This is a genomic window from Marinomonas arctica (assembly GCF_003259225.1).
GTDB classification, from domain to species: Bacteria; Pseudomonadota; Gammaproteobacteria; order Pseudomonadales; family Marinomonadaceae; genus Marinomonas; species Marinomonas arctica.
Window position 1 is genome coordinate 87,259 of sequence record NZ_QHJF01000009.1, and the last position, 22,260, is coordinate 109,518.

Consider the following 22,260-nt stretch of genomic DNA (forward strand, 5'->3'; position numbering starts at 1 on the left):
TACGGCCTATTTCAAAAAGTCTTGTTCTAGAGTATGGGTTAATTTGCCCACTTTGGTAAAGGTTTCTTGGTATTCTTGTTGGCATTTTGAGTCGGCAACCAAACCACCGCCTGCCCAGCAATGAAGATTGCCATGGTCTGCGACCAGTGTACGAATCGTGATGCTCGAATCCATTTGACCGTTTGCGCTGAAGTAAACAATGGCGCCGCAGTAGGCTGAACGTACATGAGGCTCTAGTTCATCAATAATTTCCATGGAGCGAATTTTGGGGGCGCCAGTGATGGAGCCACCGGGGAAGCTTTGATGGAACACTCGAATCGCTTGGTCCGCTTGGTCAATTCTCCCTTCTACAGTAGACACCAGGTGATGGACGTTGGCATAACTTTCTAAGGCAAACAGCTTAGGCACCTTGATGCTACCGGTTAAGCAGGTACGCCCTAAGTCGTTGCGCAGCAAATCGACTATCATCAGGTTTTCAGCCCGATCTTTTTCGGACGTTTGTAACCAGTCAGCATTGGCTTTGTCTTCTTCCGCTGTGGCGCCACGGGCCACGGTACCTTTGATGGGTTTGGATTCTACTCGACCTTGGTCACACAAGAGGAATCGTTCAGGCGAGTGGCTTAAAATACTTTGCGTAGCAGAAAGCTCCATATAAGCCGAAAACGGTGTCGGGCATGCTTCTCTTAGTCTGTGATACGCCGTAAAGGTGTCGCCTTGATAGCGGGTTGAAAAGCGCTGTGCTAGGTTGACTTGATAACAATCCCCAGACTGAATGTAGTCTTGGACTTTGCAAAACTTTTGCGCGTATTCCGCCTCCGTCATGTTCGATGAAAAAGGGGCTTCCAAACGAAAGGGTCTTGCTTCGTTTAAGTCGTGTTTTACCAATACGTCATCACAAGCACTGGTGAAGCGATTGATCAAATCAGCAACCTCTTCCGAAGGACACCAAGGCGAGGTGATCAAGTGCGTGGTTTTTTTCTTATGGCAGGTAATGACCGCCCAGCTGTAAAGACCAACACTCAAGGTGTCTAATTGCACATCATGTTCTACGGTATCCGGTAGTTGCTCGACAAAATGGCCGCTTTCATACCCGTAATAACCTAATAAACCACCAACGAATGGCAAATCCTTTGGGGCGGACTTAGCCCAAGCTTCTTGGCAAATTAGACTCATTAATTCATTCATTAGCGCCATTGGATTATGGGTTGCGCTAAGTGAGTAAAAAGGTTTGGTGTACCAACTAATGGGTTGTCCATTCGCGACAGGGTGAATTCGAGCCAGTGGGTTGGCAACCAAAATGTCAAAGTTAGTGTCTGGAAAATGTTGGTGATTACTGTCGAGTAACGCAGGATAGGGTAAGTCTCGTACAGCAGAAAAGAAAGACAGTAATGACGCCTGATAAGGGAGATTTACTTTTTTGATTTCTGACATTTATTTTAATACCTAGTAATATTAAGTCTGCGCTTACCAATCCTGTTTATACCCAAAATATAAACGAGACGTGGTTTGGTTGCTTTCACAACGAGCAAACATTGTATGCTTTTAATAAGGGTCCTCACAGGTTAATTACAAGTGTCTGACATTTTTTTTCTTTCTTTGCCCAATGCGCGTATTGCGTATCGTCTTTACGAGAATTCGCAGTCTGAGAGCGAGCGTGTTTGTTTGCTTTTACATGGTGCTGGGGTGGCCGGTAGCATTACTTATTCACCTATGTTGCCGTATTTTACGCAATGGCGTTGGATGCTGGTGCCTGACCTAAAAGGCATGGGGGACTCTTTTCATCATCATGGTGAAGAGGGGGCGGTGTCGATAGGTGAGTTAACCGATGAGGTGGAAGCGCTATTGTCCCATGTGGAATGGGAGGATTTTGATGTGGTGGCGTATTCCCTTGGTGGCTTGGTGGCGCTAAACCTGAATTATCAGCGCAGCTTGCAAGGCAAAAAGAAAATGAAAATGGCTCTGCTAGAGCCTGCCTCTTTGGATCGTGAAGACTTAGCAACCTTGATGGAAGTGCGTCAAAAGTATCGTCATGCCTCGAAACTGATTCGTGACACGGGAGATGTAGAGCTTGGTGTAGCGAGTTTTATGGATGGGGTCTCGCCGAATCGACGCAAACATCCTGTCGCGGAAGCCACCACGCAATCTCGTCTTGCTCATCGACCCTTTGGTTTTGCTTATGCGCTGGATGCGGTGACAGATCATGTGGCATTAATGGCAAAGGAGCCATCTTTGCGTCAGGCGATGGTCGATGCCTCAGAGCATGTGTTTTTGTTTTCAGGTGAATTAAGTCATGAGGCTCTGCGTCAGCATTATGATTTATTAAGTGAGCGCAACTTAGCGTGGCAACACAAGGTCCTTAGTGCTTGTGATCACTCTTTGCCATTTCAAAAACCAAGACAAATTGCAAATCATATTAACAAATGGTTCAAGACAGTTTAGTCTTAGAATTATTCGAATATAAAAATGCACTAGACAGGATGTCTAGCGACTGACCAAACAAAACAAGGAGGTTTTCCATGCATCATCAACGTGGCTTTTCGTTACTAGAATTGCTATGTGTTCTCGCCATACTCAGTATTTTAGCCCATGCAGGCGCGGCGCAGTTTCTTAGCGTTAGCCAAAAGACCCGAGACAAAAATACTCTCAAAAGTGAAATGAAGCGCCTAGCGCAGGCGCTGACGCAAGCACGTCAACTGGCGGTGATAAGCGGACAAAGCAGTTATCTATGTGGTGGTGTCGATTGCGATGGGCATTGGTCTGACGGTTTTAAGCTTTATCAAATGGCATCCACAAACGGCGCTGAAAAAATCTATCGGCAAATCCTTTTTGATCACGCCTTGGCGGTTTCTTGGCATGGTTTTCCCATTAAAAAACAACAGATCGAATTTCAATCCAACGGCTTATCAAGTTATCAAAATGGGACGTTTGAGTTTTGCTTGGGGGCATGGCAGGCGGATGTGGTATTGAACCAAAGTGGACGTTTTTATTTAACCGACCCCCAACGTCTGAATAGTGAGTTGTGCGGATGAAGAAACAGACTGTTTACCGTCCATTAGCTGCGCCACGGCAACGGGGTTGGATTATGTTAGAGGTCATGTTGTGTCTGAGTTTGTTCGCGGTAGTATTAAATGTATTACAGCGTCAGAGTGAGACACAGTGGCACTTATTTCAGCAAACCGAAGAACACCGTAAACAATCCGATTACGAGCAGAAACACGCCGCGATGATACAGTTAGTGGGTTCTGTGGCGTGGTTGAATCATCAGCAAGAAACCACAAAGCAAGGGTATCCCGATTGCCAAAAATGCACGGGAGATCAATTAGCGCAATGGTTTCATAGCTCCCAGACGGATACGTTAGATCGACACTCAAGCTTGTCGTCTGAGGAGGGAGAAAGTGAGTAAACGGCATAACTTACATGGCAGCCTTATCATTGAACTGTTAGTCGTCTGTAGTTTAGTGGCTCTCTTATTGCCTTTTTTAGTCGTTGCTTTGCTTCGCATGCAAGAACGTCATTTATTGATAAAAACGTATCAAGATCAGCAAGTGATCAAGGCCGCAATTGATGCGCATTTCCAGGCCCAATGGTCACGTTTAAGACCCGCCAGCTGTCTGATAGATGAATCCTTGTTTTTAATCATTGAATCGGGCATGTCGCCACCCCTTCGTTTAGCAACCCGGACGATTGATAAAGAATCCGATTGGTTAAGAGCGGTAGATTATGGATTGTGCCGCGGTACAGTAAGGGTGAATGGCAATCCTTTAGACACCTCTTTGTCCTGCCATTGGAAAGCGGGGGATAGTGTGCGATTTTCCTCTTGTGAGTCTTACTTCCCCGGCCAAATATTAAGTGTTTCGGCACAACATAGCCGAATTGAGCTGATCGGCGGTGAGCTTGTGGAAGACGCGATTGGGCAATCTGGGATCATAGAAAGCCAAGATGAGTTCTACTGGTATATTTCTGAAGGTAAGGGCGGGCAAAATGCTTTTTGGCGGACACCGAGAGAAAGTGGAAATTCACTAGAGTTATGGAGTGGGATTGAGCGTTTGTCTGTGTTTCCGTTATTAGATGACAACCTGGATGGAAGGGTCGACGCTTTAGATGCTGGCTATGGGCAATTTTCTCTTGCTAAGGTCCGTGGCCTATGGGTGGAGTATCAATATCGACTTCATGATTGCAAGTCTGAGCGGGATACACAATTGGCACAAGATTATCGCTCTATGCGCGGAGAAACGTGGCGTTATTTCTCGCCTTGTCAGGGGGTTGGCAATCAAATCATTGTATTAAAGGGACTTTAGCCGATATGACGAATATTTATCTTAGCGGCCAACGAGGTTGGGTGTCCTTGCCGATTATTGCTTTGTTACTAGCATTGTCGACGTTATCTGCGCATTACCAACAAGGATTACAGGCAGGCTTTAAATGGCGTAGTCAGCTGAATGATGTGACAGAAGAGCAAAAAATATGGACGGATTTTTATCAAGCTTGGGTGGTATCTGCCCATTTTTCCGCCGCGCAAGCGAGCACATGTATCGGCTTTTGTGCTTTACACGAGTCGAGGTTAGAGTCTATTTGGCAAACCCGTAATCAACAACTGTATTATCGCTGGGAACGCTACACCTCTGCTCCCGACGAAATGGACAATACCCAAAGATCCTATCGACTGTGCGCCACACAAAACCAGCAACAATACCGTTGCTGGTGGTGGCACGAACATCGCTTGCTTGCCAGCGGTTGGGTCAGTGCTTCTGATTGAAGATTTTTAAATGCTCGGCACTGCAAAATGCACGCGCTTCTTGGTCATGAATCGCATGGGAGCGCGGCGTGAACGTTTTGCATTCTGCACACCTAACCATGCTTTCTTGTGCCTCATCTTTTTTGCTAGACGCCTTTTTTTTCACTTCCTCGGGTGACTGACTGCGCTTAAAAGCGACAAACTGGCGGTACAACCACCAACCAATAAAGAAAATAGCAACAAAAACGATCAAACGTACGATCATATACTTTACCTAGCTTGGGTAATTCCAGACAATAACGGGCATATTCTAACAGAGTTCACGAGATAGCAACTGTATGACATTACGAATTGCAATGGCCCAGCTGGATATGCTGGTCGGCGACATTACAAAAAACACCCAATCCGTTATCGATGCGGCGTGTAAAGCCCGTGATGAAGAGCACGCGGATGTCGTGGTTTTTCCAGAATTAACCTTAACTGGCTATCCACCAGAAGACTTATTATTGCGTCCAAGTTTGGATCAGCGTATCGAATCGGCCTTGGCGACATTATTGGCCGAGATCCGCGATATTTATGTCGTTGTTGGTTATCCTCGCCGTATTGATGGCGAACTGTTTAATTGCGCGGGTGTGATTTACCAAGGTGATTTGCTGGTGGAATACGCCAAACAAAAGTTGCCTAATTTTTTGGTGTTCGATGACAAACGCTATTTCAGTGAAGGCCGCGAAGCGGGCCTTGTTGATATAAAAGGCGTTAAAGTAGGTTTAAGTATCTGCGAAGATATTTGGCATCCTGAGCCTATTGCGCAAGCCAAAGCGGCTGGCGCAGAATTGATTCTGAACCTAAACGCCTCGCCCTATCACATTGAGAAAATGGGCGAGCGAGAAGCACTGCTTCATCAGCGTGCGACCGAAGTCACTTTGCCGATTGTCTATGTCAATTACATGGGCGCGCAGGACGAATTGGTTTATGAAGGTGGTTCTTTTGTGGTCAACGCCAAAGGCGAGAAGATCATGCAAGCGCCTTGGTTTGAAGCCGGTCTTTACAGCATCGATATGATTGTTGATGAAAGCCAATCTAATAAAGTTGAGCCAGTTGCTGGTGTTATTGCTCCAGCCTTGGGAGTGGAAGCCAGCGTGTATCAAGCCATGGTGCTTGGCTTACGCGACTACATCACCAAAAATCGTTTTAAAGGCATTGTATTGGGGTTGAGTGGTGGTATTGACTCCGCCTTGTCTCTCGCCGTAGCCGTAGATGCTATCGGTGCCGAGCGTGTTCAAGCGGTGATGATGCCTTATACGTATACTTCGTCTATCAGTTTGCACGATGCCGAAGAGGAGGCCAACTTGCTGGGCGTGAAATACAGCGTGTTGCCAATTGAAACCATGGTATCCGCTTTTACTGAAGTGCTTGCGCCAGAGTTCGAAGGCTACGGTAAAGACACCACGGAAGAAAACTTACAAGCGCGCACCCGTGGCGTGACCTTAATGGCGATTTCCAACAAGAAAGGCTACATGGTCCTAACCACAGGCAACAAGAGCGAAATGGCTGTTGGTTATGCCACACTCTACGGCGACATGGTCGGCGGTTACTCCGTCCTAAAAGACGTCTTCAAAACTTTAGTCTTTAAGCTTTGCCGCTACCGCAATACCTTGGGCTACGTCATCCCGGAGCGTGTGATTACACGTCCACCTTCGGCTGAACTGGCACCCGATCAAAAAGACGAAGACTCTTTGCCAAGCTACGACATCCTCGATGAAATCTTACGCATGTACATCGAAGAAGATCAAAGCGCCGAAGCCATTCTCGCGACCCAGAAATTTGACCGAGAAACCGTGTATCGCGTGCTTCGCCTTGTCGACGTCAACGAATACAAACGTCGACAATCCCCAACCGGCGTTCGCATTACCGCCCGTGGGTTTGGACGAGATCGTCGTTACCCGATAACCAATGGCTGGCACATCGGCGAGTAGCGCTTTTAAAAAAGCGTTCAAAACGTGTTTTGCGCCTTCCCTTTGAAGAAATGGAAGGCGTTTTTCTTTGGGTTCCATTCAAAGGCCTTGTATTCCCGACCTTTATTCCGCCCTGAAACGCCATAGGGTCGCGCAACTTCGTCGAAAGAACGTAGGTCAGATGAGACGAGGCACGAGGCGTGATCTGACGCTGAAAGCGAAGCTTTCATTGTGTGGTAGGCCGCGGTTTTAGCCCGGCGCGGTTTCTAATTAAGCCACCCACCTTTGCAAGCCAGTCAAATCAAGGGGTTGAGTTTTGACTTGCGGTTTCGGTTTTTAATTTAGCCACCCACCTTTGCAAGCCAGTCAAATCAAGGGGTTGAGTTTTGACTTGCTGAATCATAAGTATACTGTATATAATCACAGTATATTTTCTCAGGAAGAGGAGGCCGTTGTGCCGCAGCCAAGAAGTCAGCAAATCAGTATCAGTGATACGCCTTACTACCATTGTGTTTCTCGTTGTGTGCGACGGGCTTTTTTGTGTGGTGAGGATCCGGTTTCAGGGGACAGTTTCGAGCACCGTCGTGGCTGGGTTGAAAACAGGTTGCTGTTTTTAGCTGGTCTCTTTTCTATCGACATTTGCGCTTATGCTGTGATGAGCAATCACCTTCATGTGGTGCTGCATGTCAACGTTGAAAAAGCGGCGAAATGGTCGACACTAGAGGTGTTACAGCGTTGGCATAAGCTTCATAAAGGCACTGTATTTACGCAACAATACGTAAAAGGTGAGGTGTTGCCTGAGTTTGCGTTAAGCCTAGTCGAGGCTTCAGCAGAGACATTTCGCAATCGGCTGATGGACATCAGTTGGTTTATGAAAGAGCTTAATGAGCCAATTGCACGGCAAGCTAACGCCGAAGACAACTGTACGGGAAGATTCTGGGAGGGCCGTTTTAAATCTCAAGCGTTACTGGATGAAGCGGCATTGATTGCCTGTATGGCTTACGTGGACCTCAACCCAATACGAGCCAAAGTAAACGATACACCAGAAGAGGCCGACTTCACCAGTCTTAAAAAACGTGTGGACTCAGCTAAGATGCAAAGGCAGCCAAAGCGATTGTTACCTTTTATTGGTAATCCGAGAGAAAACATGCCTAATGGCTTGCCATTTTTCTTATGTGATTACCTAGAATTGGTCGATACGACGGGACGCATCATTCGAGATGATAAACGAGGTGTAATAGATGGGTCATTACTGCCCATTCTTCAACGGCTCAATATATCATCAGAGAATTGGCTTAGTATTACGACACAGTTTGGTGAAAAAACAGGTCATGTCGTCGGTAAGGAACATTCAATCGCCTATTATTGTGAAGCGCATCAGCGACAGCGTAAACCCCGAGGCAGCACTAAGCTTCTTGCTTAAATAAAATCTTAAACTACCAACTATATACTAGGGTTGTTTTCTAAACAGCCTAGTCTTGCCTTGTCTGAAATCCTATTAAATGTACTTTTTCTAGGCTTGAAGATTGTCATCCCACGTTTCGCTTATTTATATCGTCAATTGTCGCTATTTTACCTGTGTGTTCTAGTAGTAATCTTTGATTTTTAGAGTGTGTGTCTTAGTTAATAGTTAAAGTGTGTGTCCTAGTTAATGCAGTGTGTTCTGGTAGTAATCTTTTATTATTAGAGTGTGTGTCCTAGTTAATTAGTTAAAGTGTGTGTCCTAGTTAATACTGCTTTCAGCGTCAGATTACGCCTCGTTCCTTGTCTTATCAGATCTACGGTCTTTGGTTCCTAAAAGGGTATGGGGCTGAATGTAATAACCCGTTAATACCTTTTCGCTTTCTCTAGCTGTTACAACATAGGACGTTTTAACCAAAACAGGAGAAGGTGTCATGTCGAATAAAAAAATCTTAATGATCACGGGTGATTTCACGGAAGACTACGAAACTATGGTGCCGTTTCAGGCGTTGATGAGTGTTGGTCATACGGTGCATGCGGTTTGCCCAGATAAGAAGTCTGGTGATACGGTGGCGACGGCGATTCATGATTTTGAAGGTGATCAAACCTATACGGAGAAGCCGGGGCATCGTTTTGCGTTGAATGCGACGTTTGCGGATATTAAGGTGGAAGATTACGATGCTTTGGTGATTCCCGGTGGTCGTGCGCCTGAGTATCTGCGTTTGAATAAAATGGTGATTACGATGGTGAAGCATTTTTTTGATACGAATAAGCCAGTAGCGGCGGTTTGTCATGGTGCGCAGTTGCTTGCGGCAGCAGGTGTGTTGGAAGGTAGAAAATGTTCTGCGTATCCAGCGTGCCAGCCTGAAGTAGAGCTTGCTAAGGGGGAGTTTATGGATATCCCCGTTGATCAGGCGGTGACTGATGGCAATTTGGTCACAGCACCAGCGTGGCCAGCGCATCCAGCTTGGCTTGCTCAGTTTTATGTGTTGTTAGAAAACTAAATCGAATGCACAGAGTGAATTCGGGCGAGTATGGTAAGTGTAAAAGTACCAACTCACCCGACTATTTTTCCGTATCTTGGGCTAGACTGTTTGCGTTGAGCCATTTCATTCCAATAATAAAAATACGTTATTCAGTAGGGAAAATACAATGTGTAAGCTCTTTGTGAATTCAGATCCTAGCCTATGGCAAAATGTCACTCGTTCTTTACGTATTGATGGCATGGTCACCAGTATTCGATTAGAAAGTTTCTTTTGGTTTACGCTGGAAGAGATCGCTCAGCGCGACAAGTTGTCTTTGTCGCAGATGATTGCCAAGCTCAATCATGAAGCTCTAGACGCTGGTCACGATTTGGATAATTTTACGTCTTTTTTGCGAGTTTGTGCCATGCGTTATCTGCATTTGCAAACCATTGGTATGCTGCCGCACTCACATGACGTGAGTTTGGTGTCTCTTAATACGGATCGTATTCTCGAACAGGAGAAATGCTATCTAGAGATGCATCAGTGACTCTTTATCAGTAACTATTTATTGGTCGCTATTTTTGCCCAAACATTTTCAGCAGAGTCCCGTCTTTTAATACGTATTGATGGAACAGGGCGGCTGCGGCGTGCAGCAGGACCAATGTCATCATGATGTTCATCGCTATTTCATGGACATCACCCATAAAGTGAATACCTAAATACCACGAGATGGCGCCAAATACAGGTACTAAAAACATCAGTAAATACAGGCATTCATGGACGATACGAGACACACGATCGAATAAGTTCGTTGAGGCTGTTTTGGTTTTTTTAGACATGAAGCGGACGATAATGCGGATGACGACCAGAGCGATAATAGCCAGACCAACATATGCATGCAGCGATGACACTAGGTTATAGCCTGCGTTGTTGTCGTCTAGGTGTTGACGAAAAGCGCGTCCCATTCCATCACTGACGAAATAATTGAAAATAATCAACGCTGCAATAACCCAGTGCAATAGAATTTGGGCGGTATTATAGGATCGCTTTGTTGTGTGCATTGATGACTCTCCATGGTGATGTTGTCTGATGTATGGAGTGTAGGCAGGCAAGATTAAGGCTTTCTTAACTCTTATCGGGATTGAGATAAAATTCTAGGTTTTCTGACTCTCCTGCCTAAAATGCTTACGACGTTTCCTATATAATGATCGCTATATCCTTGTTGACGATTCATTTTTTAGGCTCTTTCTCTGCAAGAAAAGCTTCTTATTAGGTAAAACGGCACTTTATGTTTAACGCTTCTTCTACTCGTTTAAATAAATACATCAGCGAAAGCGGTATCTGCTCTCGAAGAGACGCTGACCGCTTTATTGAGCAAGGTAATGTGTTCATCAATGGCAAGCGTGCCTCAGTGGGTGATCAAGTGGTGGCCGGTGACACGGTGCGGGTAAATGGGCAGATTATTGAACCCCAGGACGCCGATGACTTTGTTTTTATTGTGTTAAATAAGCCTGTGGGGATTGTGAGTACCACGGAAAGTTCGGAGAAAAATAACATTGTTGATTTTGTTAGTCATGGGGTGCGTATTTTCCCGATTGGTCGCTTGGATAAAGATTCCCAAGGTTTGATTTTTTTGACCAATAATGGCGATCTGGTTAATAAGGTATTGCGAGCGGGTAATAATCACGAGAAAGAATATTTGGTCACGGTTAACAAGCCCATTACCGATGATTTCATTGCCGGTTTGGCGGGCGGTGTGCCGATTTTGGGTACCATGACGAAGAAATGTCCAGTGACGAAAGTCGCACCAAATGTATTTAATATTACGTTAGTGCAAGGTTTGAATCGACAAATTCGCCGTATGTGTGAGCACTTTGGCTACGAGGTGATGAAGCTAGAACGTACGCGGATTATGAATGTGAGTCTGAAGGGGATTCCTGTTGGAGAATGGCGAGATCTTACGCAAAAAGAGTTATCTATGCTGCTTAAATCAGTAGAAGATTCTTCTTCGGAAGCCAATGCGCCTGCAAAAAAATCCCGTAATGCACCGCGTAAAAATGCTCGCCCTAATACACTATCTAAGCCTACGACTGCTACAAAAGGGAACACCAAATACCCTAAGGATGATTCTAGAAAGCCTGCGGGTTCTAAAGGCAAAGATAGACGACCTTTTGGTGATGGTAAGAAGCCAGCAGGTAATGGAGCGGGAAGTGGTAAACGACCGACAGGCAAACCGAACGGATCACCAAAAAACAATGGCAAGCCAGCTGCAAATGGTAAGCGTCCGCCAGCGGGTAGAGGATCGCAGAAGTCTTCGCGTCCATAGTGATTGATTTTTATTGCCGCTGTAGTTCTAATAAAAAAGCCCTAATTAAATTAGGGCTTAGATGACTCGAATTCAACGCAACCATAACAAGATGGTGGCTGGCTGGAGGTATTAATTACCTAAAACGTTGGTTGGAGATTTTTTCGTTGCCTTCGCTGCTTTCTTTTCTTTTGGTGTTAAAAGTGGTTTCTTTTTGGTCTCTTTTTTACTGTCTTGACTTTTACTCATGATATCCACCATTAGCCATTACATATAACCTTAGTCGATTGGCATCAACTGAAGGGCTGTTGCTACAAACCGTGTAAAAAAAATTGTCATGTAGCAGGTTCAGTATGTGCTTATTACTGAACAAGTAAAGGGGGAGTATTCGTTTAGAGCAAAAATATTTATTGGTAACCATGGCACAGTTTTGTCTATGCTAATTTTTTGTTTATTGCGTTATGCGTTATGCAGTCCTTATGGCGTGCCTGACAGGGAAGGTTCAACAATGCCTCATTAAGTCAGTTAATTTTGATACCATTAAGCATATTTAACCTTGTCCATGAGTAAGTTCCTAGGGCGTTTATTCTAGTGATATGCTTTAATTAGCTGTTTTTGTACGTTGTCTTATTTTTATCTGGTAAAACCTATGCATCCCATTGCGTTGAGTGTTTCATTGCTAATTTGCAGTAATATTTTTATGACGTTTGCTTGGTACGCTCACTTAAAAGAGCTGAACAATAAACCTTGGATTATTGCCGCTTTGATAAGCTGGGGTATTGCTCTGTTTGAGTATCTGTTGCAAGTGCCTGCCAATCGTATTGGTTACACGGCACTGAATGTTGGGCAGTTAAAAATCATGCAGGAGGTAATCACTCTGATGGTGTTTGTACCGTTTTCTGTTTATTACCTAAAAGAGCCATTAAAGCTTGATTACTTATGGGCTGGTTTGTGTTTAGTCGGTGCAGTGTATTTTGCCTTTCGTAGTAAGTTTAGTGTCTAACGATTTGGTTTAGTTGACGGTTATTTATTGTTAATGCTTTGTGTTGTCTATTCATGGCGATGTGGTTTGATCTAGAGTGATACGAAGCTGACCAACAATAATGGAGATGTGTTGGTGCGTTTCGCATCTCGCTAAAGGCTGAATCGAAGGGGGGGAAGGTAACCTTTTTAACGTAAATTGTGGATGAGTTGCTCTGTGGTGAATATCTTTGATAGCTTGATTATCGTTGGTGTTCTCGTGTTAGATACTTCTTTAGAGTTGTTTGCTGGAGTGTTTTATTGCGTCGCGATGTTGAGATGAGTCATTTTGCCTTTTATGAAAATGTGACGGCTTGTGAAGAATGTGATTTTATCAATCCAATCCCACCTTTAAAGAGCGGTGAACGTTTTCGATGTCAACATTGTGGTCATGTGCTGATTAGTGTCCATAGACAGGTTGCTGCAAGGATTATGGCGGCTGGTCTGTCATCGTTACTCATGTTGGCTCTGGCAATGAGCTTCCCTTTTCTTGGTTTTTCCACGAATGGTATTGAGCGTACTGTGACCTTGTTTCATACCTTGAGTGTATTACTTAGCCAAGGTCATTTGGTGTTAGGGTCTATTATTAGCCTTGCTTTGTTTGTGTTTCCATTGGTGTATCTCTTCTCTATTTTATTTCTGGTTTGGTCTTTTCAGCATAAGCCTATATTGAATTTTGCTCAGCGTTACTGTGTTCGTTGGGTGGTGGTGATTCAGCCTTGGTTAATGGTGGATGTGTTTTTAGTCGGTATTTTGGTCGCGTTAGTGAAGATGAACAGCCTAGCGGATATTTCATTTGAACTGTCTTTTTGGGCGTTTTGTGGTTATGTCATCTTGTTGCTGAAAACAGAGAGTTTGGTCGATAAACGATGGCTATGGAATAAAGTCGCTGGAAAAGCCGATGATCAGTCTGTTGTCACAGGAACCGCGAAGGAGCAGGGGGTGATAGGGTGTCATTTCTGTGGTGCGACTTTAGCGGCACACAAACGCCACTGTAATCGTTGTGGTCATTCTGTTTACAGCCGTCGCCCAAAGAGCTTAAGTTCAACGGCTGCTTTGCTGGTGGCGTCTCTTCTGATTTATATCCCTGCGAATGTCTTTCCTATCATGGAAACCACTTTTTTAGGCAATACAGAACCATCCACTATCATGGGTGGGGTGTTGTTGCTTTGGTCCTTAGGTTCTTATCCTGTTGCCCTGATTATTCTGCTGGCAAGTGTGGTGATTCCGCTTGCGAAAGTGTTGTCGCTGAGCTGGCTTTGCTGGCAGTGTCATTTTCCGAGCAAGCGATTAACGGAACAAAAAATCAAGCTGTACCGTATTACGGAGTTTGTAGGGCGTTGGTCAATGATTGATGTGTTTGTGGTGGCTATTTTGACCAGTATGGTACAAATGGGCAATTTTATGTCGATTTTACCGGGGACTGCGGTGTTGTCATTTACCGCTATGGTTGTTTTGACCATGTTGGCAGCGATGACGTTTGATCCACGGTTATTATGGGATAAAGACGAGGCACGCACTGTGTCTGTTTCTGAGAGGAGAGAAGAGTGAGCAGGCCCATTAAACAGATCGAGAATATGCGACAAGTTCGGTTTAATTCTATTTGGTTGGTGCCTTTGATCGCGCTTTTGGTGGCGGCTTGGATGCTTTATCAAAATTGGTCGACTCAAGGCCCTGTTATTACGCTCATTGCTTCAAATGCAGAAGGTTTGGAGATGGGCAAAACGAGACTGAAATCCCGTAACGTGGACGTTGGAAGGGTGATTGATATTCGTCTTAGTGAGGATTATGAAAGTGCGGTCATTAAAGTGCGCATGAATCATGGTACCGAGCAAATGCTGCGTGATGATGCGAAGTTCTGGGTCGTGAAACCTCGTATTGGTAAAGAAGGCGTGAGCGGGCTGGGCACCTTACTATCGGGCGCCTATATCGATATGACTCCCGGAGTAAAGGGAAAGCAGCAAACGGACTTTACCATATTGAACCAACCTCCACTGTCTACGGAGAACGAGGGCGTTCGGCTTATGTTGTCGAGTACGGAAGGCTCTAAGTTGGATGTGGGGGCCTTGGTGCATTTTCGCGGCTATGAAGTGGGTTACGTCGAGAAAGTAGGTTTTGATTCCGATAAAGGCGCCATCACTTATCGCATTGTGATTCGCTCGCCTTATGATGCGTTGATAAACAGTGACGTGCAATTTTGGATGACACCAGGTCTGTCATTGAAGAGTTCGGCCAGCGGTTTTGAGGTGCGTCTAGATTCACTAGAAACCTTTTTGGCGGGCGGCATTTCATTTGGTTTGCCTGTAGGGCGCCCACCTGGAGCCCCAGTTTCAGATATGGCGCAATTTCGGTTATTTTCCAGCAAAGAGAGCGCGAATAACAATGTTTATGATGAGTTTATCAACTACGTCTTTTTGTTTGATAGTAATGTGAGCGGTTTAGTGCCAGGTGCTGCGGTAGAGTTTCGAGGTGTGCGAATTGGGACCGTGTTGGATGTGCCTTTTAATGGCATCTCAATGGATGCGTTGACCTCTCTGGATACTCCTCTGATTCCTGTTAGGGCTCGTATTGAGCCTCAGCGTTTAAATGCAGCTAGCACTTCGGGGGCGATGTCTTTACAAAAATGGAATGAACTTATTGAAGAGCGTATTAATAAAGGTCTACGGGCATCGCTAAAAATTGGCAACTATTTGAACGCGGCAAAAGTCATTAACATTGATTTTGTTGATAATCCGTCTCCGATAGTATGGAAAGAGTTTGAGGGGTATCAGATTTTTCCTACGGCACCAGATGCTTTTGCGAATATAGAAAACAAGGTCGTGACGATTTTGGATAATTTGTCGCAAGTGCCTTTAGATAGTACCTTTAAGCAGCTTGGTCAAACCATGCAAGAAGCGAATGAAACATTACGTGAATTGCAAGCGCTGAGTAAAAGTGTCAAACAGTTGCTCGATAAATCAGAAACACAGCAGTTACCAGCAGACTTGGTTGCCACTATTAATGAGTTAAACTTGACCTTACAGAGTTATCAGGCGAATGGTCAGATTGGCCGACCATTAAAAGAAAATATGGAGTCGCTAGGACGTGCATTAAATGAGTTGCAGCCTTTGCTTCGTCAAGTGCGAGAAAATCCGAATACGTTGATTTTTGATAGTAAGCCTCGTGTAGATGTTCAACCAAAAGCGGCGAAATAGTGTAGGGATAGAAGACATATGAGAATGGTTAAGCGTGTTTTGTTGTTGGTGGTCCTAAGTGGGATGTTGGCCGCCTGTGCCACACCGACAGTCCCCAGCAATGAATATTTGTTAATGGATAACGGACGGCAAAAAGGACAGATTCACCCGACAAAAGAGAGTGCAGTAAGGCTGATGCCTATTGTGGTTGCTCATTATCTAGCTGGAAATGAGATTGTCTTGGTTACCGAGAGTGGAGAGGTCTATCGTTCGCAGAATAACTTGTGGGCGGAGTCTTTATCGAGTCAATTAACCCGTTTGACTCAACAGCGCTTTGAGAAGGTGTTGCCTAATATTACATGGTTTGGTGGTCAACGTTTGCCCGCGAGTGCGACAGCGTTATTAAATATTGAAGTGGATAATTTTTACGCAGATTTAAATGGCATTATCCATATATCAGGGCGCTGGCAGGTTATTTCAGCCTCAGGTGAGCTGTCGGCTTCGAACACTTTTAATGTTAAGACGGAACTGCAGTCAGATGGCTATGGCAGTATGGTACAAGCACTTTCGAGAAGCTGGTTTGACCAAGTACTTAACCCAATGGTGCTAGAGGTTGCTCAAGTCTTGCAGGAATAATCATCCTCAAAAGATGACGTGAAAAACGTCATCTTTTGAGTCAGTCAATTTACTCTGTTGCGCAATAGGCCGAAATAGCGGCAATGTGTTCTGGTCCAATTCCGCAGCATCCGCCGATCAAGGTGGCACCGTCTTTTTGCCATTGTTTTACCCAAGTGAGATACGCAGGCGGTGTTAAATCCGCGCGGAGTTCGTCTAGACCGTCATTGGCCGTGGCGTTTTTGGGTTGGGGTGGGAACGCATTAGCATAAGCGCCGATTTGTATAGACGATGCATTCAAAGAGGCTAACGTTTTTTGCGTGACTTGAATGGCTTCGCCAATGATTTCGGGCTGGCTGCAATTAAACAAAATAGCACTCACACCGATGGCCTGCATCGCTTTCACCGCTTCAACGACGGCTTCACCGGAGCGCAATAAAGGCTCTGTAGTCGGCTCTGAATCTTCAAGTGTAAAAGATACCCAGAACGGTTTTTTATCAACATCGATTTTATCCACGAGCGCTTTTACACGCGTCACTTCATCGATCAAACTTTGTGTTTCAGATAGCCAAAGATCCACGTAAGGGTTTAGGGATTCGATTAATGGAACAGCAAGTTCTTCAACACGGTCGGCTTGATAAAGATCAGCACGATAGGAACCAAACAAAGGGGCAAGTGAGCCTGCCACTTTGGTATCTGTGCCACTTTCATCGGCTGCTTCACGGGCGACCTTTCCAGACAAGATAGCGAGCTCTTTGCCGCGTTCCTTGAAGACTTTTTCACCGATGTGAAAGGGAACAAGCGCATAGCTGTTTGTCGTAATAACGCGTGAGCCACTATTAATATAAGACTGATGTACTGCTTTCACTATGCTTGGCGCTTCCATCATAGCCAAAGCCGACCATTCTGGCTGTTTAAAAGGTGCACCACGGCGCTCAAGTTCTCGGCCCATGCCGCCATCAAGAATGGTGAATGAAGTCATAACAATCCTATCCTATTTTAGAGTGTGGCGTGATTTTAGACGGATTTTTTAAGTATTCAATGACAAATTGAGTTACAGACGACAATTGAAATATTATTAGCAAGTTGCCATTACTTATTGTTAATAAGAAAGGCTTTCATATGTTTGATTACGTCCATAGGGCGCGTCATATGCAGACAATGTCCTTTCGCTTCTATGATTTGCAGTTCGGCATTTTGTAAGTGGTTGTGTGTGTATTCTCCGACATTAATGGCAACCAAAGAGTCTTCTGAGCTTTGTAAGATGAGACAAGGGTGTTTGATTTCGGGCAATAAAGAGCGATAGTCGGAAAAAAAAGTGGCTTGCGCAAAAGGTTTAGAATAGGTGACATCGGTCGAGCAAAAACTGTTGAGTAATTCGTGGACCAATACATCTTTTTCATCTTTACTTGGCCCGATAGGGGATAAGTCAGTGCCCATTAATACGGGAGCTAAATAGTTGCCCCAGCCAATGTAATCCTTATCCATCAATTGCATGAGCTGCTCTAAGTCTTGTTTATCGAAACCACCTTGATATTCTGTTCCAATGTTTAAAAAACAAGGGGAAGGACAAACAGCGATAAGGTGTGAGAAAAGCTCCGGGCGTTGTTTCGCCGCAATCCAACCTATAGTGCTGCTAACCGAATGACCAACAAAGATGATGTTCTTAAGATTCAGGGTGTCACAAATCTCAATGATGTCGAGGGCGTAACCTTCTAAATGCGCATAGCGATCTTGTTGGTAAGCTGAAAAGTCCGAATTACCACTACCAACGTAATCAAATAAAACGATTTGATATGTTTCTTCTAAATAGGGAAGCATGAAGCGCCACAAATTTTGATTGCAACCGAAACCGTGCGCCAGCATCATGGTTTGTTTTCCTATACCAGATATTTTGACATTATTACGTTGCATTATGTAGCTTGATTTAGGTGACATTAAGGGTTTTTTCCTAGTTGGATGGCTATTGAAATACGTACGCCAAAGTAGATTTCAACTATTGCTATAACATCATTTTATATTAGTTTGTTAAGGTTTTTTATGATCTAGAGCAAGGTTTACAGAAACAGAGCCAACAAAAAGGCCAGCACTGGGCTGGCCTTATGACGGTTACCCTGTGGGCATCACGTTATTTTGTTTTTTCTTTCGCAGCTAGGATACTTTTCTGAATCAAAGGCGAAATGGTCAGTCCTTGTACTATGATGGAGAATATCACCACAACATAGGTAATGATGACCATGATATCGTGCAAATCCATACCTTCAATAACCATTTTATTGGTTGGTATAGCCGCAGCCATCGCAAGCGCTAAACCGCCTCGTAGACCACCCCAGGTCAAAATCTTCACGGAGTGTTTGTCATACTCACGGTAGCGTTTGAAAATGAGGTAAGGGCTGCCAACACTAATAAAACGAGCAAGAAGAACGACTGGCACCATAACCAAGCCTAAACCGATAATTTCCCATGTGAGCGGCATAGTCACGATCAGCATACCTATGATTAGGAAAAGTAGAGCATTTAAAAAGCTGTCGGTTGCATGCCAAAAGTCTTTCACATAACGCGTACCATCTGGTCCGCTTCGTTTTGATGCTTTTGCACGAGTGATGTTGCCAAGAAGAATACCGCTGGTCACCATGGCAAGTGCGCCGGATATTTCCCAAATATTCGCCAACGCAAAGCCTGCAGAGGGAATCGTGAGTGTGACCAATAGACGGGTATTAATGTCTTTGCAATTGATAATCACAAAGTGACCCACCAAGGCGATGACGAGACCAAACACAATGCCACCTATGGCGTCGACCAAAAAGAGCTCAGCGACTTCTTGGAAATTGGCTTCTGTGCCGTAAAAAGCAACGGCAAAGATGGTGGTAAAAATGACCAAGCCGACACCGTCATTAAACAATGATTCACCTTCCACTTGAATTGAGATGCCTTGTGGTGCGCTCATTTGCTTGATAATCGCTAACACAGCAATCGGGTCAGTAGGGCTAATCAAAGCGCCAAACAGTAAGCAGTAGATGAGTGGTACTGGGAAGCTAAGTAAAGCAAACACGTAATAGCTTAGATAACCGACAATGAAAGTGGACGCTAAAGTGGAAAACAACACTAAGATAGTGATTTCCCAGCGTTGTCTTTTTAGAGCGGCAAGATCGATTTCCAAGGCCCCTGCAAATAATAAAAAGCCTAACATGCCTTTTAGTAGTAGCTGATTAAAGTCTATGTCAGAAACCACTTGAGTGATGAACACAGCGGTTTCATCACCGAGCATTTTGACCGCAAGAATCAGCAGCAAAGAGATAACAACGGAGCCTGTGGTAATGGCGATTGTTGTTTGCATTTTGAGTATATATTGGTTGGTAAAAGCGATGAAAACCGCTAGTGCCGAGAGGAAGCAGATGAGATACCAAGCGTTCATTCGAGAACCTTAACATTATCAATAGGATTGAAAACCATAAAAGGGCGCACGGGGGATGCTGGGGCAGTATGTTATCCCTAGAATTTGTCTCTGTCACTGCTTCACTGTATAAAAACTAGCCCTCAATAGAGCGTTTTTTTATAAAAAAAGAAATTTTATTTCAAAAAGTAACTTTCAACTCCATTTTAGGTTTTTTTATGTAGGAAAATTACCACATAAAACCCTTTGCTTTGTGCGTTTTTTGAATGTGTTGAGCGAAAAAATTATGCCGTTTTTTGGGTGACTTTCTTATATTCTGTTTATATGGAAAACAATAAAGTAGTAAAACAATAATTATTAACACTATAAGGAAGTCAACCATGCATTCGTTTTTGTACAAACCTAGCTTACTGGCGATCGCTCTCGGTGGTCTTACTGTCTATAGCGGTCTTACGAACGCGGCGACTGTCGTTCACACCTCATCGCTGAGTGAAGCTAAGCCCTCTCTTCTGTCGACCCGTTGTGAAGGGCTTTCTTCGCTTTTGGTCGCAAGCGACACAGTGATAGATTCGATTGAAACTGTGTTGAAAGGTACGTTGAAACAGGGCGACAACGATATAGAAGAGCATTGTTTGGTGAAAGGTAAAATGCATGAACGAGTCGGTGAAGTCGATGGCAAGCCCTATGCTATTGGTTTTGAATTACGTTTACCTAAAGCGTGGAATGGGCGGTTTTTATACCAAGCAAACGGTGGTTTAGATGGCGCGGTTAGAACGGCGGATGGCGCCTTGGGAGGGGGGCCATTAACGGGGGCCTTATTGCAGGGTTTTGCGGTGATTAGTTCCGATGCGGGCCATGATAAACCATTACCAACGTTTGCGTATGATCCACAAGCACGGCTCGATTATGGTTATCAGGCCGTGGCGAAGTTAACGCCGATGGCCAAAACAGTCATTAACCAAGTGTATGGCAAAGGGCCAGATCGCAGTTATTTTGCGGGTTGTTCTAATGGTGGTCGACACGCCATGATCGCAGCAACGCGATATGCTGATGAATATGATGGCATTTTAGTCGGTGCACCAGGTTATCGCTTACCACTTGCGGCGGTAGCTAGTATTGCGGGGGCGCATGTCTATGCTTCGATCCCACATACCAATAAAGTGGATTTGCAAACCGCTTTTACACTGACAGAACGCACCACTGTTTCAAACGCTATTTTGGCTAAATGCGATGCGCTTGATGGTATTAAAGATGACATGATCCAAGACTTTAAAGCGTGTCAAACGGCGTTTAGTATTCAAACCGACGTGGCCACTTGCCAAGGTGAACGCGACGGTATGTGTCTCACACAGCCTCAGAAAGACGCAGTTGATCGTATTTTTAACGGTGTGACGACGAGTGATGGAAAACGTATTTATTCTCCTTTCCCCTATGACGCTGGTATCAATAACAGTGACCAAATGGTGTGGGAATATTCGTCACCCATTGAGCGAGACTCAGGGGCGGTGGCAATGATTTTTAATACGCCGCCAGTTGAATTAAAAGACTACAGTATTCGCCATTTCAATGGCGCAGATTTTGTTTGGAATGCCAATATTGACGACTTAGTAGCAAAAGTGGATAGCACAACCGCGGTTTATAAAGAATCTGCGATGTCTTTTATGACACCACCCGTACCTGAAGATATGTCTGCGTTGCGAAACAAGGGCGGCAAAATCATGGTGTATCATGGTGTGTCAGATGCCATTTTTTCTGTTCAAGATACAGAGGCTTGGTATCAGGCCTTAAACGCTGAAAATAACGGACATGCTGGCGATTTCGCTCAATTCTATCCTGTACCTGGTATGGGCCATTGTCGCGGCGGACAGTCGACAGACCAGTTCGATATGTTGACGCCCTTAGTTGCATGGGTGGAAAGGGGAGAGAAACCACAGCAGGTTATTGCTACAGCGCGAGGCGAAGGCAATCCGGGTGGTGTAAACGAAGAGTTACCCGTTTCATGGAGTGCAACGCGAACGCGTCCATTGTGTCCTTATCCTAGTGTTGCCACTTATGATGGCAAAGGGAATATTGAAAGTGCCAACAGTTTTGTGTGTGCGATACCTAATCGATAGCAAGATTGTTGCCTGTTGCCTACAAATAAGAGGGGAATGACGTTCCCCTCTTATTGCTTATTGCTCGTGACTTACTGGTTTTTTTCATAAACTTCGTTGGACTTCGCAACATCAAGAAACATTGTATTTGTGACCCTATCTCTAGTAATAGTCATATCCCTTATTTTTTCAAAGTTTGTAAATTCTTTTCAACACAGGGTATTTTGTCCCTTTTAGGTGGTAATTTACTTACAAAACCTAACCAATTGGTTTGTTGTTGATGAAGCAGAGGCCGAAGGAGAGTATAATCCGCGGCATTTACACTATACGAGATCTTTGTACGACTGCCGCACTCGTCAATACTTTGTGAAAAACAAACTCGAAATGCTCATTTATACCTCATGAGTATGGCTTTTGCGTCCTGCGACGCCATATCACTCACATCCATGTAAGTGTCCGCTTTCTCGTTTATTTTTGCCTCGTATTGCCTCTCCTCGTGACATCGTGAAAAGGTCTCAATATGACATTTAGTGACATCTTTTAG

General features: G+C 44.6%; 21 protein-coding genes. 15 read left to right on the forward strand and 6 right to left on the reverse strand.

Annotated features, from left to right (window positions below; translation table 11 throughout):
• Nucleotides 1–6: 6 nt before the first annotated feature.
• Nucleotides 7–1,431, reverse strand: a complete 1,425-nt coding sequence (pabB, locus tag DK187_RS06540; protein WP_111606537.1) for an aminodeoxychorismate synthase component I — start codon at nucleotides 1,429–1,431, stop codon at nucleotides 7–9.
• A 141-nt stretch (nucleotides 1,432–1,572) separates the two neighbouring features.
• Between pabB and DK187_RS06545 the strand changes: the two genes are divergently transcribed.
• The 5 genes from DK187_RS06545 to DK187_RS06565 all read left to right on the forward strand — a co-directional run bounded on the left by DK187_RS06545 (nucleotide 1,573) and on the right by DK187_RS06565 (nucleotide 4,756).
• On the forward strand, nucleotides 1,573–2,439 hold the full coding sequence (locus tag DK187_RS06545; RefSeq protein ID WP_111606538.1) for an alpha/beta fold hydrolase: 867 nt from the start codon (nucleotides 1,573–1,575) through the stop codon (nucleotides 2,437–2,439).
• Nucleotides 2,440–2,516: 77 nt separating this feature from the next.
• Nucleotides 2,517–3,029 carry a GspH/FimT family pseudopilin gene (locus DK187_RS06550; RefSeq protein WP_111606539.1) on the forward strand — a complete coding sequence of 171 codons (513 nt, stop codon included), beginning with the start codon at nucleotides 2,517–2,519 and terminating at the stop codon, nucleotides 3,027–3,029.
• Nucleotides 3,026–3,403, forward strand: a complete 378-nt coding sequence (locus tag DK187_RS06555) for a hypothetical protein (protein ID WP_111606540.1) — start codon at nucleotides 3,026–3,028, stop codon at nucleotides 3,401–3,403. The genes DK187_RS06550 and DK187_RS06555 overlap by 4 nt, the downstream gene beginning before the upstream one ends.
• Nucleotides 3,396–4,298 (forward strand): type II secretion system protein, encoded by a 903-nt coding sequence (locus DK187_RS06560; RefSeq protein WP_111606541.1) that lies wholly within the window; start codon nucleotides 3,396–3,398, stop codon nucleotides 4,296–4,298. Before DK187_RS06555 ends, DK187_RS06560 begins: the two co-directional genes overlap by 8 nt.
• A gap of 5 nt (nucleotides 4,299–4,303) precedes the next feature.
• The gene (locus tag DK187_RS06565; protein ID WP_111606542.1) at nucleotides 4,304–4,756 is read left to right on the forward strand and encodes a hypothetical protein; all 453 of its coding nucleotides are present in this window, start codon (nucleotides 4,304–4,306) and stop codon (nucleotides 4,754–4,756) included.
• Here the strand turns inward: DK187_RS06565 and DK187_RS06570 are convergent.
• The gene (locus tag DK187_RS06570; RefSeq protein ID WP_111606543.1) at nucleotides 4,740–5,000 is read right to left on the reverse strand and encodes a PP0621 family protein; all 261 of its coding nucleotides are present in this window, start codon (nucleotides 4,998–5,000) and stop codon (nucleotides 4,740–4,742) included. The genes DK187_RS06565 and DK187_RS06570 overlap by 17 nt on opposite strands.
• A gap of 73 nt (nucleotides 5,001–5,073) precedes the next feature.
• Between DK187_RS06570 and DK187_RS06575 the strand changes: the two genes are divergently transcribed.
• The 4 genes from DK187_RS06575 to DK187_RS06590 all read left to right on the forward strand — a co-directional run bounded on the left by DK187_RS06575 (nucleotide 5,074) and on the right by DK187_RS06590 (nucleotide 9,663).
• Nucleotides 5,074–6,711 carry an NAD+ synthase gene (locus DK187_RS06575; RefSeq protein ID WP_111606544.1) on the forward strand — a complete coding sequence of 546 codons (1,638 nt, stop codon included), beginning with the start codon at nucleotides 5,074–5,076 and terminating at the stop codon, nucleotides 6,709–6,711.
• Nucleotides 6,712–7,144: 433 nt separating this feature from the next.
• Nucleotides 7,145–8,113 (forward strand): transposase, encoded by a 969-nt coding sequence (locus tag DK187_RS06580; protein WP_111606545.1) that lies wholly within the window; start codon nucleotides 7,145–7,147, stop codon nucleotides 8,111–8,113.
• Between the two features lie 472 nt (nucleotides 8,114–8,585).
• Entirely contained in the window at nucleotides 8,586–9,155 is a 570-nt protein-coding gene (locus tag DK187_RS06585) for a DJ-1/PfpI family protein (protein ID WP_111606546.1), read from the forward strand.
• Between the two features lie 148 nt (nucleotides 9,156–9,303).
• Nucleotides 9,304–9,663, forward strand: a complete 360-nt coding sequence (locus tag DK187_RS06590) for a ribbon-helix-helix domain-containing protein (protein WP_111606547.1) — start codon at nucleotides 9,304–9,306, stop codon at nucleotides 9,661–9,663.
• A gap of 28 nt (nucleotides 9,664–9,691) precedes the next feature.
• Here the strand turns inward: DK187_RS06590 and DK187_RS06595 are convergent, their stop codons facing one another.
• A complete protein-coding gene (locus DK187_RS06595) occupies nucleotides 9,692–10,177 on the reverse strand; it encodes a cytochrome b (RefSeq protein WP_111606548.1) in 486 nt (161 codons plus the stop codon).
• 227 nt (nucleotides 10,178–10,404) lie between these two features.
• Here DK187_RS06595 and rluF point away from each other — a divergent pair, with 227 nt between their 5' ends.
• The 5 genes from rluF (at nucleotide 10,405) to DK187_RS06620 (ending at nucleotide 16,250) form a co-directional block, all read left to right on the forward strand.
• Nucleotides 10,405–11,442 carry a 23S rRNA pseudouridine(2604) synthase RluF gene (gene rluF / locus DK187_RS06600; RefSeq protein ID WP_111606549.1) on the forward strand — a complete coding sequence of 346 codons (1,038 nt, stop codon included), beginning with the start codon at nucleotides 10,405–10,407 and terminating at the stop codon, nucleotides 11,440–11,442.
• 628 nt (nucleotides 11,443–12,070) lie between these two features.
• A complete protein-coding gene (locus DK187_RS06605; RefSeq protein ID WP_111606550.1) occupies nucleotides 12,071–12,424 on the forward strand; it encodes a DMT family protein in 354 nt (117 codons plus the stop codon).
• A gap of 278 nt (nucleotides 12,425–12,702) precedes the next feature.
• Nucleotides 12,703–13,992 carry a paraquat-inducible protein A gene (locus DK187_RS06610; RefSeq protein ID WP_223232338.1) on the forward strand — a complete coding sequence of 430 codons (1,290 nt, stop codon included), beginning with the start codon at nucleotides 12,703–12,705 and terminating at the stop codon, nucleotides 13,990–13,992.
• The gene (gene pqiB, locus DK187_RS06615) at nucleotides 13,989–15,635 is read left to right on the forward strand and encodes an intermembrane transport protein PqiB (RefSeq protein WP_111606552.1); all 1,647 of its coding nucleotides are present in this window, start codon (nucleotides 13,989–13,991) and stop codon (nucleotides 15,633–15,635) included. Before DK187_RS06610 ends, pqiB begins: the two co-directional genes overlap by 4 nt.
• A gap of 18 nt (nucleotides 15,636–15,653) precedes the next feature.
• Nucleotides 15,654–16,250 carry a PqiC family protein gene (locus DK187_RS06620; RefSeq protein ID WP_111606553.1) on the forward strand — a complete coding sequence of 199 codons (597 nt, stop codon included), beginning with the start codon at nucleotides 15,654–15,656 and terminating at the stop codon, nucleotides 16,248–16,250.
• A 49-nt stretch (nucleotides 16,251–16,299) separates the two neighbouring features.
• Here DK187_RS06620 and DK187_RS06625 read toward each other — a convergent pair whose 3' ends face one another.
• From DK187_RS06625 to DK187_RS06635, 3 genes are all read right to left on the reverse strand, one after another.
• The gene (locus tag DK187_RS06625) at nucleotides 16,300–17,211 is read right to left on the reverse strand and encodes a homocysteine S-methyltransferase family protein (protein WP_188322968.1); all 912 of its coding nucleotides are present in this window, start codon (nucleotides 17,209–17,211) and stop codon (nucleotides 16,300–16,302) included.
• Nucleotides 17,212–17,321: 110 nt separating this feature from the next.
• Nucleotides 17,322–18,167 carry an alpha/beta fold hydrolase gene (locus tag DK187_RS06630; protein ID WP_111606554.1) on the reverse strand — a complete coding sequence of 282 codons (846 nt, stop codon included), beginning with the start codon at nucleotides 18,165–18,167 and terminating at the stop codon, nucleotides 17,322–17,324.
• 190 nt (nucleotides 18,168–18,357) lie between these two features.
• Entirely contained in the window at nucleotides 18,358–19,644 is a 1,287-nt protein-coding gene (locus DK187_RS06635) for a cation:proton antiporter (RefSeq protein WP_111606555.1), read from the reverse strand.
• A 359-nt stretch (nucleotides 19,645–20,003) separates the two neighbouring features.
• Between DK187_RS06635 and DK187_RS06640 the strand changes: the two genes are divergently transcribed.
• Nucleotides 20,004–21,737, forward strand: coding sequence for a tannase/feruloyl esterase family alpha/beta hydrolase (locus DK187_RS06640; protein ID WP_111606556.1), 1,734 nt, complete (start codon nucleotides 20,004–20,006; stop codon nucleotides 21,735–21,737).
• Nucleotides 21,738–22,260 lie beyond the last annotated feature (523 nt).

Coding starts and splice junctions, on each gene's coding strand:
- DK187_RS06625 (WP_188322968.1), bottom strand. CDS start 17,211: ATGACTTCATTCACCATTCTTGATGGCGGCATGGGCCGAGAACTTGAG.
- DK187_RS06620 (WP_111606553.1), top strand. CDS start 15,654: ATGAGAATGGTTAAGCGTGTTTTGTTGTTGGTGGTCCTAAGTGGGATG.
- DK187_RS06575 (WP_111606544.1), top strand. CDS start 5,074: ATGACATTACGAATTGCAATGGCCCAGCTGGATATGCTGGTCGGCGAC.
- DK187_RS06595 (WP_111606548.1), bottom strand. CDS start 10,177: ATGCACACAACAAAGCGATCCTATAATACCGCCCAAATTCTATTGCAC.
- DK187_RS06630 (WP_111606554.1), bottom strand. CDS start 18,167: ATGTCACCTAAATCAAGCTACATAATGCAACGTAATAATGTCAAAATA.
- DK187_RS06555 (WP_111606540.1), top strand. CDS start 3,026: ATGAAGAAACAGACTGTTTACCGTCCATTAGCTGCGCCACGGCAACGG.
- DK187_RS06605 (WP_111606550.1), top strand. CDS start 12,071: ATGCATCCCATTGCGTTGAGTGTTTCATTGCTAATTTGCAGTAATATT.
- DK187_RS06570 (WP_111606543.1), bottom strand. CDS start 5,000: ATGATCGTACGTTTGATCGTTTTTGTTGCTATTTTCTTTATTGGTTGG.
- DK187_RS06550 (WP_111606539.1), top strand. CDS start 2,517: ATGCATCATCAACGTGGCTTTTCGTTACTAGAATTGCTATGTGTTCTC.
- DK187_RS06640 (WP_111606556.1), top strand. CDS start 20,004: ATGCATTCGTTTTTGTACAAACCTAGCTTACTGGCGATCGCTCTCGGT.
- DK187_RS06590 (WP_111606547.1), top strand. CDS start 9,304: ATGTGTAAGCTCTTTGTGAATTCAGATCCTAGCCTATGGCAAAATGTC.
- DK187_RS06585 (WP_111606546.1), top strand. CDS start 8,586: ATGTCGAATAAAAAAATCTTAATGATCACGGGTGATTTCACGGAAGAC.
- pabB (WP_111606537.1), bottom strand. CDS start 1,431: ATGTCAGAAATCAAAAAAGTAAATCTCCCTTATCAGGCGTCATTACTG.
- rluF (WP_111606549.1), top strand. CDS start 10,405: ATGTTTAACGCTTCTTCTACTCGTTTAAATAAATACATCAGCGAAAGC.
- DK187_RS06635 (WP_111606555.1), bottom strand. CDS start 19,644: ATGAACGCTTGGTATCTCATCTGCTTCCTCTCGGCACTAGCGGTTTTC.
- DK187_RS06565 (WP_111606542.1), top strand. CDS start 4,304: ATGACGAATATTTATCTTAGCGGCCAACGAGGTTGGGTGTCCTTGCCG.